At 71.0% G+C, this 17,867-nt stretch carries 13 protein-coding genes and 1 pseudogene; 7 read left to right on the forward strand and 7 right to left on the reverse strand.

Translation table 11 applies throughout. The features are described 5' to 3' along the window. Positions 1 to 172 precede the first annotated feature (172 nt). Positions 173 to 1,132 (forward strand): DNA-binding protein YbiB, encoded by a 960-nt coding sequence (gene ybiB, locus Tfont_RS12990; RefSeq protein ID WP_143969752.1) that lies wholly within the window; start codon positions 173 to 175, stop codon positions 1,130 to 1,132. Further along, entirely contained in the window at positions 1,116 to 1,973 is an 858-nt protein-coding gene (gene cobA, locus Tfont_RS12995; protein ID WP_143969753.1) for a uroporphyrinogen-III C-methyltransferase, read from the forward strand. Before ybiB ends, cobA begins: the two co-directional genes overlap by 17 nt. 4 nt (positions 1,974 to 1,977) lie before the next feature. On the opposite strand, the gene rhtB is transcribed toward cobA, so the two are convergent. Then, a complete protein-coding gene (gene rhtB, locus Tfont_RS13000; protein WP_143969754.1) occupies positions 1,978 to 2,607 on the reverse strand; it encodes a homoserine/homoserine lactone efflux protein in 630 nt (209 codons plus the stop codon). Positions 2,608 to 2,712: 105 nt separating this feature from the next. On the opposite strand from rhtB, the pseudogene Tfont_RS13005 reads away from it, so the two are divergent. Continuing rightward, a pseudogene (locus Tfont_RS13005) lies at positions 2,713 to 3,708 on the forward strand (NAD(P)/FAD-dependent oxidoreductase); the annotation flags it as partial. 184 nt (positions 3,709 to 3,892) lie between these two features. On the opposite strand, the gene Tfont_RS13010 reads toward Tfont_RS13005, so the two are convergent. After that, a complete protein-coding gene (locus tag Tfont_RS13010; protein ID WP_231960186.1) occupies positions 3,893 to 4,522 on the reverse strand; it encodes a glutathione S-transferase N-terminal domain-containing protein in 630 nt (209 codons plus the stop codon). Positions 4,523 to 4,616: 94 nt separating this feature from the next. Between Tfont_RS13010 and purB the strand changes: the two genes are divergently transcribed. After that, positions 4,617 to 6,074: an adenylosuccinate lyase gene (purB, locus tag Tfont_RS13015; RefSeq protein WP_143969755.1), complete on the forward strand. Its 1,458-nt coding sequence runs from the start codon at positions 4,617 to 4,619 to the stop codon at positions 6,072 to 6,074. Positions 6,075 to 6,114: 40 nt separating this feature from the next. Here the strand turns inward: purB and Tfont_RS13020 are convergent, their stop codons facing one another. Together Tfont_RS13020 and Tfont_RS13025 are read right to left on the reverse strand one after the other, a co-directional pair. Beyond that, positions 6,115 to 6,588: a DUF3717 domain-containing protein gene (locus Tfont_RS13020; RefSeq protein ID WP_068607285.1), complete on the reverse strand. Its 474-nt coding sequence runs from the start codon at positions 6,586 to 6,588 to the stop codon at positions 6,115 to 6,117. 80 nt (positions 6,589 to 6,668) lie between these two features. Beyond that, a complete protein-coding gene (locus Tfont_RS13025) occupies positions 6,669 to 8,351 on the reverse strand; it encodes a M48 family metalloprotease (RefSeq protein ID WP_231960184.1) in 1,683 nt (560 codons plus the stop codon). A gap of 43 nt (positions 8,352 to 8,394) precedes the next feature. On the opposite strand from Tfont_RS13025, the gene moaC reads away from it, so the two are divergent. Genes moaC through Tfont_RS13040 form a run of 3 tightly spaced genes read left to right on the forward strand, consistent with a single transcriptional unit; the run spans position 8,395 to position 13,258 of the window. Then, on the forward strand, positions 8,395 to 8,901 hold the full coding sequence (moaC, locus tag Tfont_RS13030) for a cyclic pyranopterin monophosphate synthase MoaC (RefSeq protein WP_143969756.1): 507 nt from the start codon (positions 8,395 to 8,397) through the stop codon (positions 8,899 to 8,901). A gap of 34 nt (positions 8,902 to 8,935) precedes the next feature. Further along, positions 8,936 to 10,063, forward strand: a complete 1,128-nt coding sequence (locus tag Tfont_RS13035; RefSeq protein ID WP_143969757.1) for an efflux RND transporter periplasmic adaptor subunit — start codon at positions 8,936 to 8,938, stop codon at positions 10,061 to 10,063. Between the two features lie 12 nt (positions 10,064 to 10,075). After that, positions 10,076 to 13,258: an efflux RND transporter permease subunit gene (locus tag Tfont_RS13040; protein WP_143969758.1), complete on the forward strand. Its 3,183-nt coding sequence runs from the start codon at positions 10,076 to 10,078 to the stop codon at positions 13,256 to 13,258. A gap of 161 nt (positions 13,259 to 13,419) precedes the next feature. Here the strand turns inward: Tfont_RS13040 and Tfont_RS13045 are convergent, their stop codons facing one another. From Tfont_RS13045 to Tfont_RS13055, 3 genes are all read right to left on the reverse strand, one after another. After that, positions 13,420 to 14,268, reverse strand: coding sequence for a 3-hydroxybutyryl-CoA dehydrogenase (locus tag Tfont_RS13045; protein WP_068607278.1), 849 nt, complete (start codon positions 14,266 to 14,268; stop codon positions 13,420 to 13,422). A gap of 133 nt (positions 14,269 to 14,401) precedes the next feature. Next, the gene (locus Tfont_RS13050; protein WP_143904405.1) at positions 14,402 to 14,947 is read right to left on the reverse strand and encodes a phasin family protein; all 546 of its coding nucleotides are present in this window, start codon (positions 14,945 to 14,947) and stop codon (positions 14,402 to 14,404) included. A gap of 210 nt (positions 14,948 to 15,157) precedes the next feature. Continuing rightward, the gene (locus Tfont_RS13055; RefSeq protein WP_143969759.1) at positions 15,158 to 17,812 is read right to left on the reverse strand and encodes a bifunctional acetate--CoA ligase family protein/GNAT family N-acetyltransferase; all 2,655 of its coding nucleotides are present in this window, start codon (positions 17,810 to 17,812) and stop codon (positions 15,158 to 15,160) included. Positions 17,813 to 17,867: the final 55 nt, after the last annotated feature.

Here is a 17,867-nt window from a genome sequence, read left to right on the forward strand (position 1 = left end):
CCTCTCTCCCGCCCCCCCCGAGCGAGATGACCGTGAGCCCCGATCGCATCGCCGCCCGGGGTTATGCCCCGCCTCCTGCCGCAGGCGGCGTGCTGGTCCGAGAATTGCGGCAGCGGTCGGCGTGCGGCAACGCCGCGGGGCCGCCCTGGTGGTCCCATCTCCAGGGAGCGACATGAGCATTTCTCACTACATCAAGGAAATCGGCCGGGGCAAGGAAGGAGCGAGGTCCCTGGACAGGGATCAGGCCTACGACCTGATGAGCCGCATCCTCGACGGCCAGGTCACCGATCTCGAACTCGGCGCCTTCGCCATCGCCATGCGGATCAAGGGCGAGTCCCTGGACGAGCTGCGAGGCTTTCTCGATGCCGTCACCGAGCGCTGCATTCCGGTGCCCGCTCCGCGCCCCATCGTGGTGCTGCCGTCCTACAACGGCGCACGCCGCCTGCCCAACTTGACACCGCTGCTGGCGCTCCTCCTCGCACAGGAAGGGGTGCCGGTGCTGGTCCATGGCGTGGGGCACGATCCCGGTCGGGTCACCACGGCGCAGATTCTCATGGCCCTGGGTGTGCCGCAAGCGAGCGATGCCGGCGCGATCCTGCACGCCTGGGGCCGTCGCCAACCGGCCTTCATCCCCACCGAGGCCCTGTGCCCGCCCTTGGCGCGGCTGCTGGACGTGCGCAGGGTGATCGGGCTGCGCAACCCCGCGCACACCGTCGCCAAGATCCTCGCCCCCACGGCGCCCGGGCAGGCGCTGCGCGTCGTGAACTACACCCACCCCGAGTACGGCGAAACACTCGCGCAGTTCCTGGAGCGCACCGCCGCCCATGCGTTGCTGTTGCGGGGGACGGAAGGCGAGCCAGTGGCCGACCCGAGGCGCACGCCGCGCATGGAGGTCTTCCTCGCCGGCCGCCGGCAGCCCGGGCTGAGCGTCACAGCGCGCGAAGGCGTGCTAACCGACCTGCCGCCGCTGCCGCGCGAGTGCGACGCCCCCACCACGGCGCAGTACATCCAAGGCGTGCTCAGCGGCGAGCAGCCCGTCCCCGCGCCCATCCTCAAGCAAGTGGAATGCATCTTGCAGACCCTCGCGCAACTCCCCTGCGCGAGCGGCACGTCGCATGAACTTCCCGCATGAACTCCCACCCACCGAGCCACCCCGCGCCCCTGTGGTCACCCTGGTCGGTGCGGGCCCGGGTCATCCCGACCTGCTGACCGTCGCGGCCGTCAAAGCCATCCGGCGCGCCACCGTCCTTCTGGTGGACGATCTGGTCGGCGACGCTGTGTTGCGCTATGCGCGCCCGAGCACGCGCATCGTTCGGGTCGGTAAACGGGGCGGCTGCCGCAGCACCCCCCAAGCCTTCATCGAACGCTGGATGATCGCCGAGGCGCGGCGAGGCGAGCGGGTCGTGCGACTCAAGGGCGGCGACCCGTGCCTCTTCGGCCGTGCGGGCGAGGAGCGCCGTGCGCTCGAAGCAGCGGGGCTGCGCGTGGAGGTGGTCAACGGCATCACGGCCGGCATCGCCGCCGCCACGGCACTGGGCGTGCCTCTCACCCACCGAGACCATGCTCACGGCGTGATCTTCGCCACCGGCCACACGCGCGACGGCGCCCCCTCGCCCGATTGGCGCTCGCTGGCCACCCTCGCATCGCAGGGCTACACCCTCGTGATCTACATGGGCGTGGCCTCGGCGGCCGAGATCGAGCGCGGGCTGCTGGAGGTGCTCCCCGCCGCGACCCCCGTGGGGATCGTGCAGCACGCCAGCTTGCCTCAGGAGCGGCGCGTGCACGCCCGCTTGGGAGACTTGCAGGCGGCCCTCTCGCGGCACGGTCTCGCGAGCCCCGCCATCATCATCGTGGGCGACGTGCTGGCGGTGGCGAGCCCGCACGTCACTGCCCCCTCCGCGCAGGCGGGTGCGGCAGCGCCGCCGCCTCGCGCCGGGCTCAACCCGGCACCGGCCGCCGTGCAGGAGTGCTGAGCCGTCAGTGGGCGTGGCGGCGCACGAAGAACAGGGCCGCGCCGACAGCCATGAGCACGCTGCCGAAAAAGCGGTTCTGCCAGCGCATCGCCTGCGGGCGGCGGAACAGGGCCTGCAAGCGCGAGGCTAGCAGCGCGTAGCCGTGCATCACGACGAGGTCCACCGCGCACATCGTCGCCCCGAGGATCAGCAGTTGCAGGGCGAGCGGCCGCGCCGGGTCGATGAATTGCGGCAACACCGCCACCATGAAGACGATACCCTTGGGGTTCGTCAGGTTCGTGAACACCCCCGTGAAGAAGCGCCGGCGTGCCGACATGGGTGCCACTTGCACCGTCTTGCCTGAGGTGTGCACCGGCGAACGCCACTGCTGCACCCCGAGCCAGATGAGGTAGGCAGCCCCCACCACCTTGATGACCATGAAGGCCGTCTCGGAGGCGAGCAGGATGGCCCCCAGTCCGCCGCCAGCGATCAGCAGCGTCCCCATGAGCCCGACCTGCAATCCGGCAATCGTCGTGCTTGCCCTGCGCACGCCGTACGACAGGCCGTGGCTCATCGACAGCACCGCGCCCGACCCCGGCGAAACGGCGATGACCCAGCAGGCGAAGAAGTACGCCCACCACACTTCAGTCTTCATGAGGTCTCCGAGGAAGACGCCGTGGCCGCGAGGGCGGCGCCAAGCGCAAACGAGGATGGAGGATCGGCCCGATTCTGCGGGACAGCGCCAAGGATAATCCGCCCGATGCAGCAGTTCGATGTCGTAATCGTCGGGGCGGGGGCGGCAGGCCTGTTCTGTGCGGGTGTCGCGGGTCAGCTCGGCCTCAAGGTCCTGGTGCTCGACCACGCGAAGAAGGTCGCCGAGAAGATCCGCATCTCGGGCGGCGGGCGGTGCAACTTCACCAACCGTGACGCCACGCACGAGCAGTTCCTCTCGTCCAACCCGAACTTCTGCCGCTCGGCGCTCGCCCGGTACACGCCGCGAGACTTCCTGGCACTCGTGCAGCGCCACCGCATCGCCTGGCACGAGAAGCACAAGGGGCAGCTCTTTTGCGACGAGTCGAGCGAGGACATCATCCGCATGCTGCTGCGCGAATGCGAGGCCGGGGGTGTCCAGCGCTGGCAACCGTGCACCGTGCACGCCGTGCGGCACACGGCCGCCCGCTTCGAACTCGACACGAGTGCCGGCGTCGTGGCCGGCGCCCGACTCGTCGTTGCAACGGGCGGCCTGTCGATTCCGCAGATCGGTGCCTCCGACTTCGGGTACCGGCTCGCTCGCCAGTTCGGCCACCGCGTGGTGCCTGCCCGGCCCGCCCTGGTGCCGCTCACGTTCGACGCTGCGGCCTGGGCGCCCTTCGCGGCGTTGGCGGGGGTGTCGCTCGAAGTGCGGATCGCCACCGACGAGGGCAAGGGGCGCGGCGAGTTCCTGGACGACCTGCTCTTCACGCACCGGGGTCTGAGCGGGCCCGCAGTGCTCCAGATTTCCAGCTACTGGCATCCCGGCCAGCCCATCGTCGTCGACCTCGTGCCCCACCTGCGCTTGAGCGAGGCACTGCGCGAAGCCAAAGCCCGCACGCGCAAGCACCTGCCGAACGAACTCGCCGCGTGGATGCCTGCCCGACTCGCCGACACCTGGCTCGCCCTCGGCGTGGAGGCCGAGGGCGCCACGCGCGGCGCCAAGCCAGGGAGTGGCCCCCCATACAAGGCCGGGCGCCGCGCCCTGTGTGCGCCCCCTGAACGGTGTCGGGAACTTTTTTTGCGGGCTGCGCTCTATCATGGCAAGCACGCAATGGTTTCTGTGTGCCGCGAAGCCCGGTCGATGCGGTGGTTGCCCGTGTTGGCTGGAAAACTCGCCGAGGCGGTTCTCCTCCTCCCTCCCTCCTCCTGTTGTCTCGGGGAGTGCTTCGCGGTACTTTTTTATTCCGTTACGCGGGCGGCAGGGTGTCCTGAAAGCTGGGGCGCTGCGACAGCCGCTCGTGCAACCGGGCCAGATTGGGGTAGGCGCTGCGCCAATCCACGGCGGGGAAGCGGAAGTCCAAATACCCCAAGGCCACGCCGACCGCGATGTCGGCCAGCGTCAGGTGGATGCCGTGGCAGTGCGCCCGGTCGCCCAACCCCAGGCTCATGGCCTTGAGTGCGCGCTGCGCCGCGGCCATTTGCCGATCCACCCAGGCTTGGCTGCGCTCGTGCGGCGCGCGGCCGCTCCACACCTGCTCCATGCGCGCGCTCACCGCCGCATCCAGCACGCCGTCGGCCAGGGCCTCCCAGGTTTTGACCTCGGCGCGCTCGCGCCCGCTGGCCGGGATCAGCTTGCCCACGGGCGACAGCGTGTCCAGATACTCCACGATGACGCGCGAGTCGAACACCGCCTCGCCGCCTTCCATCACCAGACAGGGCACTTTGCCCAGCGGGTTGGCGTCCGGCACCGAGCTGTCGGCGGCCCAGGGGTCGGCCTGCTCGAACTGGAAGTCGAGCTTCTTCTCGGCCATGACGATGCGCACCTTGCGCACGTAGGGGCTGGTGAGGCTGCCGATGAGCTTGAGTTTCATGGTCATGAGGAGCGGGTCGTGGCGGTGCCGTCGCCCCCATGGGGCCCCGGCGCCGGGGTGCCGATTGTAGAGAGGCCGGGCGCCTACAATCGGGGTCACTATGCAAGCCCACGCTGACGCCTCCCTTGCCGCGCCGGACGCCGCGCTGACCGCGCTGTCGCCGCTGGACGGCCGCTACGCCGCCAAGGTCGCCGCGCTGCGGCCGATCTTCAGCGAATACGGCTTCATGCACCGGCGCGTGCAGGTGGAGCTGACGTGGTTCGAGCGCCTGAGCGACCTGGGTCTGCCGGAATTCCCCCCGCTGTCGGCGGCGGCGCGCGCGCACCTGCGGCGCGTGGTGCGCGACTTTGCGCCGGCGGATGCGGCGGCGATCAAGGCGATCGAGAAGACCACCAACCACGACGTCAAGGCGGTGGAATACTGGATCCGCGGCCACGCCGAGCTGGGCGTGCCTGGGGTGTTCGCCGGCTGGCCGGAGCTGCAGCGCGCCGGCGAGTTCGTGCACTTTGCCTGCACGAGCGAAGACATCAACAACACCAGCCACGCGCTGCAGCTGCAGGCCGGCCGCGCGGTGCTGCTGCAGGGACTGGAGGCGATCCTCGCGCGGCTGCGCGAGCTGGCGCACGCCTGGGCCGAGGCGCCGATGCTGTCGCGCACGCACGGCCAGACCGCCAGCCCCACCACCGTCGGCAAGGAGCTGGCCAACGTGGTGGCGCGGCTCGAGGCGGCGCGCGAGCGCATCGCCGCGGTGCCGCTGCGCGCCAAGATGAACGGGGCGGTCGGCAACTACAACGCGCACCTGGCGGCCTACCCGGAGGTGGACTGGGAGGCGTTCGCCCGCAGCGTGGTGGAGACGCCGGCGCCGGGGCCGGACACGCCGCCGGAGGCGCCGGTTGGCCTCGGGCTGACGTTTCAGCCCTACAGCATCCAGATCGAGCCGCACGACTACATGGCCGAGCTGTTCGACGCCGTGGCGCGCAGCAACACCATCCTCGTCGATCTGGCGCGCGATGTCTGGGGCTACATCAGCCTGGGCTACTTCAAGCAGAAGCTCAAGGCCGGCGAGATCGGCTCCTCCACGATGCCGCACAAGGTCAACCCGATCGACTTCGAGAACGCCGAGGGCAACCTGGGGCTGGCCAACGCGCTGCTGCGCCACCTGAGCGAGAAGCTGCCGGTCAGCCGCTGGCAGCGTGACCTGACCGACTCCACCGTGCTGCGCAACATGGGCGTGGCGCTGGGCTACGCGGTGCTGGCGCACCAGTCGCTGCTGACGGGCCTGGGCAAGCTGGAGCTCAACGCCGCGGCCCTGGCGGCCGACCTGGACGCCGCGTGGGAGGTGCTGGCCGAGCCCATCCAGACCGTGATGCGCCGCTACGGCGTGCCGGGCGCCTACGAGCGGCTGAAGGCCGCCACGCGCGGCCAGCAGGTCACGCGCGAGGCGCTGCACGCGCTGATCGACGGCCTGCCGATTCCCGACGCGGAAAAGGCGCGCCTGCGCGCGCTCACCCCCGCCGGCTACACCGGCAAGGCCACCGAGCTGGCGCGGCGGATCTGACCGCACGCCCCGCAGCCGCCGCCGGGCGGCGGCACGGGCGTCACGGTGCCGGCCGGGCTTCCGTTGAAGGAGCGCCGGCGTGGGACGCGTCCGGCGCGGTCGCGCCCCGGCGCTCGACCGCCCGCTCGGCGTAGACGTTGAAGCGCCAGGCGCTGCCGTCGCGCGTGATGCGGCGCCAGACGGCGCGCTTCTCGCCGGGCGTCATCGCCGGCCAGTGCGTCACCTCGTCGTGCGTGCGGCCGCAGCCCTTGCAGACCGCATCGCCCTGGTTGGTGGAGCAGATGGCGATGCACGGCGTGTCCGGCGTGGTGTCGTACCACGCCTTCCAGGCCGCCCAGGCGGCGCGCGGCATGGTGCGTTCGTCGGCTTCGTCGGTGCGGTAATAGACCATCAGCGCGTAGACCTCGGCCAGCGCGCGCAGCTCGGGCCCCAGGGTCACGCCGTCGGGCGAAGGCTGGCGCGCGCGCCAGTGGTTGATCGCGGCCTCGATGTCGGTGATGTGAATGCCGGCCATGCGAATGTACGGGGTGAATGCCAAAAACGGGGGCTGCCCGGAATCGGGGCAATGATCTTAGCCGCAGCGGCGCGCGTGCGTCAGCGGCGTGGCGCCTGCTCGGCCAGCTGCTCACGCAGCAGGCCCTCGGCGTAGCGGGCGCGGGCGTCCAGCACGGACAGTTCCATCAGATCGTCCACCCCGCGCTCGCGCGCCAGCCGCTGGGCGGCGCGGAAGCGGTCCAACGCACCCGCCGGGTCCAGCCAGGCCAGCCGCGCTTCGCCCTCGGCGCGGGTGGCGCGCACGGGCTGGCCCAGCGCATGCTGCACCGCTGCCAGGGCGCTCCAGGCCCCGGCGTCCTGCGGATGCTCCACGCACCACGCCTGCAGCCGGGTCACGGCCCGTTGGGCCACGGGGCCGGGCAGCGCGGTCGCCGCTCCGGCCGCCAGCAGCAGCCCGGCGCGGCCCCCCGTATCCAGCCCCCGCTCCGCCCAGGTGGGCAGGGCCTGCCCTTCGGCGGACGGCAGGCGCGGGTCGGTGCGCAGCATCGACAGCAGCTCCAGGCGCAGCAGATCGGCCGCCAGCCGGGCATCGTCCGCATCCGCCGCCTCGCGCACGGCGGGCAGCAGGCGCAGCGCGCCGGGGGCGTCGCGCAGCCAGGCGCAGGCCAGCGCGCCGGCATACAAGCGCCCGGGGTCGCGTGCCGCGCGTCCGTCGTGTCCATCGAGCGCTGCGCTCGCGTGTGCCTGCAGCCGGTCTGGGGCCGGATCGGCCAGCACCCGCGCGCGCGCCGCCATGAAGGCGTGGCCGGTGGGCGACACGGGGCCGGCCGCCGCACCCGGCGTGCGGGCCGCCGCCTCCAACGGCAGGCGTGCCCGCATGTCGGCCACGCGCTCGGTGGTCAGCGGGTGGCTGCGCAAATAGGGGTAGCTGCCGTCGTCGTTCAGGCGGGCCGACTGTTGCAGCCGGTCGAACATGCCGATGAAGCCGTGGCCGTCGAAGCCTGCCGCCTGCAACACGGTCAGGCCGATGCGGTCGGCCTCGCGCTCCATGTCGCGCGAGAAGTTGAGCTGCCCCTGCATCGCCACCGCCTGGCCGCCCGCGATTGCCGCACTGGCGATATCGGCGTTGCGGGCCGCGCTGGCGGCCAGCGCCCCCAGCACCATCGCCGCCAGCACCAGGGGGGCCTGCTGGCTTTGCCGGCTCAGCAGCCGGGCGATGTGGCGCTGCGTGACATGGCACAGCTCGTGCGCGAGGACCGAGGCCAGCTCGTCCGCGCTGCCGGTCACGCCGATCAGCCCCAGGTGCACGCCCAGGTAGCCGCCGGGCAGCGCAAAGGCGTTGACCGTGCGGTCGCGGGCCAGCAGCAATTGCCAGGCGTAGCGCTCGGCCAACTCGTCCGACAGCTCGCCCCGGCGCCGCGCGGCCTGGAACAGCGGCCCCCAGATGCGCTGCAGGTAGTCGCCCAACACCGGGTCGTCCAGGTAGGCGGGGTCGCGGTAGATGGCTCGCGCGATCTGGTCGCCGATGCGCCGCTCCTCCGACAGCGTCAGATCCCCGCCATCGCCCAGCGCCGGCAGACCCGTGGCTGCACCAGCGCCCACCGGTACGGCCGCGCCGGCCACGCCCAGCCAGGGCAGCAGCGCGCGGGCGGTGGCCCCGGCAAATGCGCCCCGCAGGGCACCCGCCAGCCAGTCGCGTCGCCGGCAACCCAGCGGCGCCAGGCGCGGCGGGGCGTCGTCATCGGGCATGGCTGGCGTCGTGCGGTGAAGGGACTCGCTCATCCCCGTATGATGCCGCGTCGGTGCCGTGAATTCCCTGCCAGCCATGACCGCCTCCTCCCTCGCCCCCGAGACCGCTTCGCCACTCACCCATTTCGACGCCCAGGGCCAGGCCCACATGGTGGACGTCGGCGCCAAAGCCGCCACCCACCGCACGGCCGTGGCCGAGGGGCGCATCCGCATGCAGCCGGCGACGCTGGCCCTCATCCAGCAAGGCAGCGCCAAGAAGGGCGACGTGTTGGGGGTGGCGCGCATCGCGGGCATCATGGCGGCCAAGCGCACCAGCGATCTGATTCCGCTGTGCCATCCGATCGCGCTGACGCGCGTGGCGCTCGAGTTCGCCGTCGAGCCCGACGCCGCCGCCGTGCGCGTGCAGGCCACGGCGGAGACCGTCGGACCGACCGGGGTGGAGATGGAGGCCCTGACCGCCGTGCAGGTGGCGCTGCTGACCATTTACGACATGTGCAAGGCGGCCGATCGGGGCATGGTGATCACGGACGTTCGCCTGCTGGAAAAGCACGGCGGCAAGTCCGGCTCCTTCGTCAACCGGTGATGGCTGTGGCGGACCGTCCGATGAGGGTTGCAGGATGAAGCGAATCGTCCGATGGGGCCTGCCGCTGGCCGTGGTGGCGCTGATCGTGGGCCTGTCCGTGCGGGGGGTGATGCAGCGCCGCGCATCGACCGAGGTGGCGGTGTCCACCGCCCCTGCGGCGCTGGAGCTGGCCCCTGCCGATCTGGTGACGGCGCAGCGCCGGCCGGTGCTGCGCACGCTGCCGGTCAGCGGCACGGTGGAGGCGGTGCGCACCGCCCTGGTCAAGGCCAAGGTGGCGGCGGAGCTGCGCGAGCTGACGGTGCGCGAAGGCCAGGCCGTGCGGGCGGGGCAGGTGCTTGGGCGGCTGGATGCCACCGAGTTCGAGGCCCGCGTGCGCCAGGCGCGGCAGCAGGCGGAATCGGCCCGCGCCCAGCTGGAGATTGCCGAGCGCACGCTGCAGAACAACCGGGCCTTGGTGGAGCAGGGCTTCATCTCGCGCAACGCGCTGGACACGGCGGTGTCGAATGCGGCCGGGGCGCGCGCCGGCCTGCTGGCGGCCGAGGCCGCGGCGGACGTGGCGCGCAAGGCGCTGGACGACACGGTGCTGCGCGCGCCCATCGACGGCTGGGTGTCGCAGCGCTTCGTGCAGCCCGGCGAGCGCGTGGCGGTGGATGCGCGGGTGCTGGAAATCGTGGACCTGAGCGCGCTGGAACTGCGCGCCGCGTTGCCGCCCGAACAGGTGGGGGCGGTGCGCGTGGGCGCCCCCGCGACGCTGCGGGTGGACGGTTTGCCGGAGCCGGTGCCGGCGCGCGTGGTGCGCCTCAACCCCAGCGTGCAGGCGGGCACTCGGGCGGTGCCGGTCTATCTGGCGCTCCAGGCGCGTGACGGCCTGCGCCACGGGCTGTTTGCCACCGGCCGCATCGAGGTGGCGCGCGAGACGGCCCTGGCGCTGCCCGAGTCGGCCGTGCGGCTGGATGCGCCCCAGCCCTATGTGTGGCTGCTGCAGACGGATCGCCTGGTGCGCCGCACGGTCGAGGTGGAGGCCAGCGCCGAAGCCGATGGGGAGCCGGTGCGCATCATCCGCAGCGGGCTGGCCGACGGTGACCGGGTGCTGGCGGGCACCATCGGGGGCGTGCGCGATGGCACGGCCGTGCGCCTGAGTGCGGCCTCCGCCGGCCAGTGAGGGCGCGCGTCCATGTGGTTCACCCGCGTCTCCATCGCCAACCCGGTGTTGGCCACGATGGTCATGCTGGCCTTCGTGGTGCTGGGGCTGTTTTCGTTGCAGCGGCTCAAGGTCGATCAGTTCCCGGACGTGGAGTTTCCCGTCGTCGTGGTGCAGGTCGAGTATCCCGGTGCCTCGCCCGAGATCGTCGAGACCGAAGTCACCAAGAAGATCGAGGAGGCGGTCAACTCGATCGCGGGCATCAACCAGCTTTTCTCGCGCAGCTACGACAGCCAGTCGGTCGTGATCGTGCAGTTCAATCTGGACGTCAACGGCCGCCAGGCCGCCGAGGATGTGCGCGAAAAGGTGGCCGGCATCCGCGCCCAGTTGCGCGACGAGGTCCGCGAGCCGCGGGTGCTGCGCTTCGACCCGGCCTCGCGGCCGATCTACACGCTGGCGCTGACCTCGCCCGACGGCAGCCGCAGCCCGGTGGAGCTGACCACCTACGCCGACCAGGTGGTCAAGAAGCGGCTGGAGAATGTGCGCGGCGTGGGCTCGGTGACGCTGGTGGGCGGGGTGGCGCGCGAGATCAACCTCTACCTCAAGCCCGAGGCGATGGAGGCCTACGGCATTGGCGTGGAGCAGGTGCTGCAGGCCGTGCGCACCGAAAACCAGGACCTGCCCGCCGGCTCGCTGCACTCCCGCGAGGCGGAACGGGTGGTGCAGGTCAAGGGGCGCTTGCCCGAGCCCGAGGCCTTTCGCGACCTGATCGTGGCGCGCCGGGGAACGGGCGTCAGCACGGTCCCGGTGCGGCTGGGGCAGATTGCCGATGTCGTCGATGGCCCGCAGGAGGTGGAGAGCCTGGCGCTGTTCGACGGCCGCCGCACGCTGGCGCTGGATGTGCAAAAGGCCCAGGGCGAAAACACCATCGACGTGGTGGACGGCCTCAACCGCGTGGCGTCGCAACTGCGCGCCGAACTGCCCGCCGGGATGGCCATCGACGTGGTGCGCGACAACGCCCGCCCCATCCGCGTGGCGGTCACCAACGTGCGCCAGACGCTCATCGAGGGCGCGGTGCTCACGGTGGCCATCGTGTTTTTGTTTCTCAACTCGTGGCGCTCGACGGTCATCACCGGGTTGACGCTGCCCATTGCGCTGATCGGCACCTTCTTGTTCATGTACGGGTTTGGCTTCTCGATCAACATGATCACGCTGATGGCGCTGAGCCTGTGCGTGGGCCTGCTGATCGACGACGCCATCGTCGTGCGCGAGAACATCGTGCGCCATGTGCAGATGGGCAAGGACGCGCACCGCGCCGCCCTCGACGGCACGCACGAAATCGGTCTGGCCGTGCTGGCCACGACGCTGTCCATCGTCGCGGTGTTCCTGCCCATCGGCTTCATGGGCGGCATCATCGGCAAGTTCTTCCACGAGTTCGGCATCACCATCGTGGCGGCGGTGCTGATCTCGATGTTCGTCAGCTTCACCCTCGACCCCATGCTCTCCAGCGTCTGGCACGACCCGGCCATCCACGCCGAGGGGCAGCCGGCGTCGCGCCGCACCCTGTACGACCGCACGCTGGGGCGGCTGACCGCGGCGGTCGAGCGTTTCACCCACCGGCTGGGGCAGGGGTACCAGGCCCTGCTGGCCTGGTCGCTGGCGCACCGGCGCACCACGCTGGCCGTGGCCGCCGGCAGTCTGGTGGCGAGTTTTGCGCTGGTGCCGGTGATGGGCACGGAGTTCGTGCCCAAGGCCGATTTTTCCGAGACGACGCTCAGCTTCTACACCCCCACCGGCTCGTCCATCGAGGTGACCGAGGCCAAGGCCCGGCAGGTGGACGCCATCCTGCGCGAATTTCCGGAGGTGCAATACACCCTGACCACGATCAACACCGGATCGGCCCAGGGGCGCAATGTGGCCACCGTCTATGTGCGCCTGGTCGACCGCAAGGCCCGCCAGCGCAGCGTGGACCAAATGTCGGCCGTGCTGCGCGAGCGGCTGGCGCGCGTGCCCGGCATCACCGTCACGCACGTGGGCCTGCTGGACCCGGTGGGGGGCAGCAAGCCGATTTCGGTGTCGCTGCAGGGCGCCGATTTGCAGGCGCTGCAGCGCCTGACCGATCAGGTCACCGAGCGGCTGCGGCACATCCCCGGGCTGGTGGATCTGGACACCAGCATGAAGCCGAACAAGCCCACGGTGGACATCGTGGTGCGGCGCGACGCCGCCTCCGACCTGGGGTTGAGCGTGGGCAGCGTCACCCAGGCGCTGCGCGGCCTGATCGCCGGCCAGACCGTGGGCAACTGGCGCGCGGCGGATGACCAGAGCTACGACGTCAAGGTCCGCCTGGCGCCGCAGGCGCGCGAGTCGGTCGATACGCTGCAGCACCTGACGCTGACCGTCACCGGCCCGGACGGCACGCCGCGCGCCATCCGGCTGGCGCAGATCGCGGACATTCGGCCCTCGACCGGGCCCAACCAGATCAACCGGCGCGATCTGGCGCGCGAGGTGGAAATCACCGCCAACGTCGCCGGCCGCTCGCTCGGCGAGGTCTCGGCCGATATCCGGCGCGTGCTCGACAGCACCGACTTTCCGCCCGGCTACCGCGCCAAGTTCGGCGGCTCCACCAAGGACATGCAGGAGTCCTTCGGCTACGCGCTGTCGGCGCTGGCGCTGGCGGTGATCTTCATCTACATGATCCTGGCTTCGCAGTTCAAGAGCTTCCTGCAGCCGATCGCGCTGATGTCGTCGCTGCCGCTGACGCTGATCGGCGTGGTGCTCATCCTGCTGATGTTCGGCTCCACGCTCAACCTGTTTTCCATCATCGGCGTGATCATGCTGATGGGGCTGGTCACCAAGAACGCTATCCTGCTGGTGGACTTTGCCAACCGCGCGCGCGCCGGTGCCAGCGGCGAGGGGCTGGCCGGCGAGAAGCTGGACCGCGAAGCGGCCCTGCTGCTGGCGGCACGGGTGCGGCTGCGCCCCATCCTGATGACGACGCTGGCCATGGTGTTCGGCATGGTGCCGCTGGCGTTTGCGCTGTCGGAAGGCTCGGAGCAGCGCGCCCCCATGGGGCAGGCCGTCATCGGGGGTGTGGTGACCTCGTCGCTGCTGACGCTGGTGGTGGTACCGGTCATCTACTGCTATCTGGACGATTGGGCCGCGTGGTGGCGGCGTCGGCTGCGACGCGATGGGGGCCGCGATGCCAGCCCATCCTGACGGGCAGGCGCCGTCTCCAACCCCGACCCTAGGGCCGGCGGCGGGGGTGCGCCTGCCGTCGCTGCGGGCCAGTCTGTACGCGCTGGTGTGGGTGTGCGTGTTGCCGGCCGTCGGGTCGGACGCGGCCGCCCGCGGGTGGCGGCCGGCTCCGGCACCGGGGGTCAGTAGCGGTAGACGCCGCGCCCGGTCTTGCGGCCCAGGTAGCCGGCGGCCACCATCTCCTTGAGCAGCGGGCAGGGGCGGTACTTGCTGTCGTTGAACTCGGCAAAGTACACGTTCATCACCGCCAGGCAGACGTCCAGCCCGATCATGTCGGCCAGCGCCAGCGGCCCGATCGGGTGGTTGCAGCCGAGCTTCATGCCGGCGTCGATGTCCTCGGGGCTGGCCAGCCCCTCGGCCAGCACGAAGAAGGCCTCGTTGATCATCGGCACGAGGATGCGGTTGACGACGAAGCCGGGCGAGTTTTTCACCGTGATCGGCGTCTTGCCGAGCTGGAGCGCCAGGTCGCGCACGGCGTCGTGCGTGGTGTCGCTGGTCTGCAGGCCGCGGATGATTTCCACCAGCGCCATCATCGGCACCGGGTTGAAGAAGTGCATGCCGATGAAGCGGTCGGCGCGCCCGGTGACGGCGGCCAGTTGCGTGATGCTGATCGAGCTGGTGTTGGTGGCGACGATGGCCTCGGGCGCCAGCAGGCCGTCGAGCTGGCGCAGGATCTTGAGCTTGAGCTCCAGGTTCTCGGTGGCGGCCTCGATGACGAGCTGCGCGCCCTGGAGGTCGTCGTAGCGGGTCGAGGTGCGGATGCGCGCCAGCGCCGCGTCCTTGTCGGCAGTGGTGATTTTTTCTTTCTTGATCAGGCGGTCCAGGCTGCCGGCGATGGTGGCCAGGCCCTTGGCCAGCGCGGCGTCGCTGACGTCGATCATGACGACGTTCAGGCCGCTGGTCGCGCAAGCCTGCGCGATGCCGTTGCCCATGGTGCCGGCGCCGACGATGCCGATGGTGTCGATGGACATATCGATAGCTCCTCTCGGGGTGGAATGCAAAGCATCGATTATGCGGTGCCCCAAAACGAACACCCCGCGGCGCAGGCCGCGGGGTGTCGCGCAGACGAAGGGCCGGTTCCTTGGGAACGGGCCCCGGTCTCGATCAGGCCTTGGCCGCGCGCGGCGACTTGGTGGCGTTGACCGCGGTGGTGGCCACGGCCTTCAGGTTGGCTTCGGCCAGTTCGGTGGCTTGCTTGACGGCCTTTTGCACCGACTCCATCGCCGCCGCGGCGGTGGACACGGCGTTCTTGACGGCGGCCACGGCCGGCTCGCTGCCCTGGGGCGCGTTCTTGACGGCGCTGTCCAGCGCGCTGACGAACTGCTTTTGCGCTTCGGCGGCCTGGGCCTCGGCGACCTTGGCGAACTCGGCGCTCAGGCTGGAGGCGATGTCGTACACATGGCGGTTGTAGGCGGCGACCTTTTCGCCGACGGGCTGCAGCATGGCGTTTTGCAGGGCGACCAGATCCTGCATGTCCTTCACGCCCAGGAAGGCCTGGGTGTGCTCGGCCGTTTCGGCCATCAGCGTCTTGGCGGTTTGCAGGTTCAGCTCGGTCAGCTTTTCGACGCCGGCCAGCGCTTTTTCGCCCAGGTCGAACGCGGTGGCGGCGTTCTTCTTGTGCAGGGCGACGATTTGTTCGATGGTCATCATGGTGGGACTCCTTGTGAGCGGGTGGATGGGCAATGGGCCATGGCGCGCAACCTGCCTGAAGGGCGTCCGTCCGGTGATGGTGTCCGGCGGTTTATGCTGCGCTGCAACATGACCCTTAGTATAGGGGGGCGCGCCGGAAATGCAAGCGTTTTTGTTGCGCTGCAGCAAAAAAGCGACGAGCGGTCACCCCACGCGCCCGCCGCTCTGCGCTCACCGTTGCAGCGGCAGCTCCACATGCCGCAGGTCCGGGTCCTCCGGGTGGGGGGTGATGGCAAAGCCCAGTCGCTCCACCAGGCCGAGCATGCCCTTGTTCTCGCGCAGCACGGTGCCGACGATGCGGCGCGTACCGTGGCCGCGCAGGTAGCGGATCAGCCGCTCCATCAGCAGCCGCCCCAGGCCCATGCCCTTGAGGTCGGAGCGCACCAGGATGCCGTATTCGGCCGTGTCGTTGTCGGGGTCGCAGATGCCGCGCACCACGCCAATGGTCTCCGGCGTGCCGTCGGGCCCGACGCGGGTGGCGATGAAGGCCATCTCGCGGTCGTAGTCGATCTGGGTCAGGCGGGCAAGTTCGCTGTGCTCGATGCTGCGCCGGCTGTAGAAGATGCGCAGGCGGATGTCCTCGGGGTCCACCCGCTCCAGGAAGGCCAGGTGCTGGGCTTCGTCCTCGGGGCGGATAGGGCGCACGGTCAGGGTCTGGCCGTGCCAGTCCAGGGTTTCGACCAGCTCTTGCGGGTAGGGGCGGATGGCAAAGCGCGCCGCGCCGGCGGGGCGCTCGGCGCTGATGCGCACCCGGGCATCCAGCGCGACCGCGCCGTCCGCGTCCACGACCAGCGGGTTGATGTCGATCTCGGCGATTTCCGGCACGTCGGCCAGCAGTTGCGAGACGGCCAGCAGCGCGGCGTGGATGGAGGGGCGGTGGGCCGGGGGCACGTCGCGGTAGCCGCGCAGCAGCCGCGCGATGCGGGTGCGCTCGATCAGGGATTCGGCCAGCGCGACGTTGAGCGGGGGCAGCGCCAGCGCGCGGTCGGCCAGTACCTCGACGGCCGTGCCGCCCTGGCCGAACAGAATCACCGGGCCGAACAGCGGGTCGATGCTGGCGCCGATGATCAGCTCGTGCGCATGGCGCCGCCGGACCATGGGTTGCACGGTGAAGCCCTCGATGCGGGCGTCGGGCCGGCGCTGGGCCACCCGCTCGAGCATGGCGCGGGCGGCCTCGAGCACCTCTTGCGCGTCGTGCAGATTGAGCCTCACCCCGCCGACGTCGGACTTGTGGGTGATGTCGGTGGACAGGATTTTGAGCACCACCGGGTAGCCGAGCGCATCGGCCGCGGCGACGGCGGCCTGGGGGTCGGCGGGGACGCTGCGCAGCGGGGTGACGGGCACGCCCGCGCGCCGCAGCAGCTCCTTGGCCTGGGGCTCGGTCAGCCACTCGCTGCCGGCGGCCAGCGCCTCGCGCACCAGTTGGCGGATGCCGTCCAGATCGGGCGCCAGCCCCTCGGGCAGGGCGGGCGGGGTTTCCATCAGCTCCGCCTGGTGGCGGTGGTACTGCCGCAGGAACGAGAAGGCGCGCACCGCCTCTTCGGGCGTGGGGTAGTCGGGGATGCCCGCGGCGCGAAAACGCGCCCGCGCCGCCGCCACGGCGCCGTGGCCCAGCCAGCAGCCCAGCACGCGCGGGGGGCGTTCGGTGGCCAGCGGCAGCAAGGCTTCGGCGATGGTGTCGCTGGGGACGATGGCGGTGGGGGCCTGGATGAACAGGATGGCGCTGTCGCGGTCCTCGCGCAGGATGCGCAGCGCATCCACATAGCGTTGGGCGGGCGCATCGCCGATGATGTCCACCGGGTTGGCGCGCGACCAGTTGCCGGGCAGCACGGCGTCCAGCCGCGCGACGGTGTCGGGGCTCAGGCTCGCCAGCTCCACGCCCATGTGCGCGGCGGCATCGGCCGCCATCACGCCCGCGCCGCCGCCGTTGGTCAGCACCAGCAGCCGCTCGCTGCGGTTGTCGCGGAAGCGCGCCAGCAGCTCCACCGCCAGAAAGAGCTGGTGCAGGGTGTTGACGCGCAGCATGCCCGCGCGCGAGATGGCGGCATCGAACACGTCGTCGGACCCCGCCAGCGCCCCGGTGTGCGAGGCGGCCGCGCGGCTGCCCTGCGCCGAGCGGCCGGCCTTGACCAGGATCACCGGTTTGTTGCGGGCCGCGGCCCGGGCCGCGGACATGAACTTGCGCGGCGCCGTGACCGACTCCACATACATCAGAATGGCGCGGGTGCGCGCGTCGCTGCCCAGGTAGTCGAGCATGTCGCCGAAGTCCACATCGGCGTGCTCGCCCAGCGAGACGAAGTGCGAGAAGCCGATGCCCCGGTCGTTGGCCCAGTCCAACACCGCCGTGACCAGTGCGCCCGACTGCGAGACGAAGGCGATGTTGCCGGGCTGGGCATCGGCGTGGGCGAAGCTGGCGTTGAGCCCCAGGTGGGGCACCAGCATGCCGATGCAGTTGGGCCCCAGGATGCGCAGCGTGTGGCGGCGCGCGGCGTCGAGCATGGCCTGTTTGTGCGCGGCATCCAGCCCGGCGGTGACCACCACCGCGGCCCGCGTGCCGCGCTCGCCCAGGCGGGCGATCAGGCCGGGGACGGTGGCGGGTGGGGTGCAGATGACGGCCAGGTCCGGGGCGACCGGCAGATCGGCCAGATCGCGCGCCACGGGTACGCCCAGGTCGGGCTGGCGCGGGTTGACCGCAAACAGCTCCCCCTGAAAACCGCGGGACAGGTTGCGCCAGACCGTGCCGCCGACGCTGTGCGGCCGGTCGGACGCACCGAACACCGCCACACGGCGGGGGGCGAACAAAAATTCGAGGTTGCGGATGCTCATCGCGGTGGGGGCTCCGTGGCGGGCGATCTGGCCGATCTGCCGGTCGCCCCGGACC

It is taken from the genome of Tepidimonas fonticaldi (assembly GCF_007556755.1).
GTDB classification, from domain to species: Bacteria; Pseudomonadota; Gammaproteobacteria; order Burkholderiales; family Burkholderiaceae_C; genus Tepidimonas; species Tepidimonas fonticaldi.

Excerpts from the sequence above, each read along its gene's own strand:
- ybiB (WP_143969752.1), top strand. The coding sequence starts at position 173 with ATGAGCATTTCTCACTACATCAAGGAAATCGGCCGGGGCAAGGAAGGA.
- cobA (WP_143969753.1), top strand. The coding sequence starts at position 1,116 with ATGAACTTCCCGCATGAACTCCCACCCACCGAGCCACCCCGCGCCCCT.
- rhtB (WP_143969754.1), bottom strand. The coding sequence starts at position 2,607 with ATGAAGACTGAAGTGTGGTGGGCGTACTTCTTCGCCTGCTGGGTCATC.
- Tfont_RS13010 (WP_231960186.1), bottom strand. The coding sequence starts at position 4,522 with ATGACCATGAAACTCAAGCTCATCGGCAGCCTCACCAGCCCCTACGTG.
- purB (WP_143969755.1), top strand. The coding sequence starts at position 4,617 with ATGCAAGCCCACGCTGACGCCTCCCTTGCCGCGCCGGACGCCGCGCTG.
- Tfont_RS13020 (WP_068607285.1), bottom strand. The coding sequence starts at position 6,588 with ATGGCCGGCATTCACATCACCGACATCGAGGCCGCGATCAACCACTGG.
- Tfont_RS13025 (WP_231960184.1), bottom strand. The coding sequence starts at position 8,351 with ATGAGCGAGTCCCTTCACCGCACGACGCCAGCCATGCCCGATGACGAC.
- moaC (WP_143969756.1), top strand. The coding sequence starts at position 8,395 with ATGACCGCCTCCTCCCTCGCCCCCGAGACCGCTTCGCCACTCACCCAT.
- Tfont_RS13035 (WP_143969757.1), top strand. The coding sequence starts at position 8,936 with ATGAAGCGAATCGTCCGATGGGGCCTGCCGCTGGCCGTGGTGGCGCTG.
- Tfont_RS13040 (WP_143969758.1), top strand. The coding sequence starts at position 10,076 with ATGTGGTTCACCCGCGTCTCCATCGCCAACCCGGTGTTGGCCACGATG.
- Tfont_RS13045 (WP_068607278.1), bottom strand. The coding sequence starts at position 14,268 with ATGTCCATCGACACCATCGGCATCGTCGGCGCCGGCACCATGGGCAAC.
- Tfont_RS13050 (WP_143904405.1), bottom strand. The coding sequence starts at position 14,947 with ATGATGACCATCGAACAAATCGTCGCCCTGCACAAGAAGAACGCCGCC.
- Tfont_RS13055 (WP_143969759.1), bottom strand. The coding sequence starts at position 17,812 with ATGAGCATCCGCAACCTCGAATTTTTGTTCGCCCCCCGCCGTGTGGCG.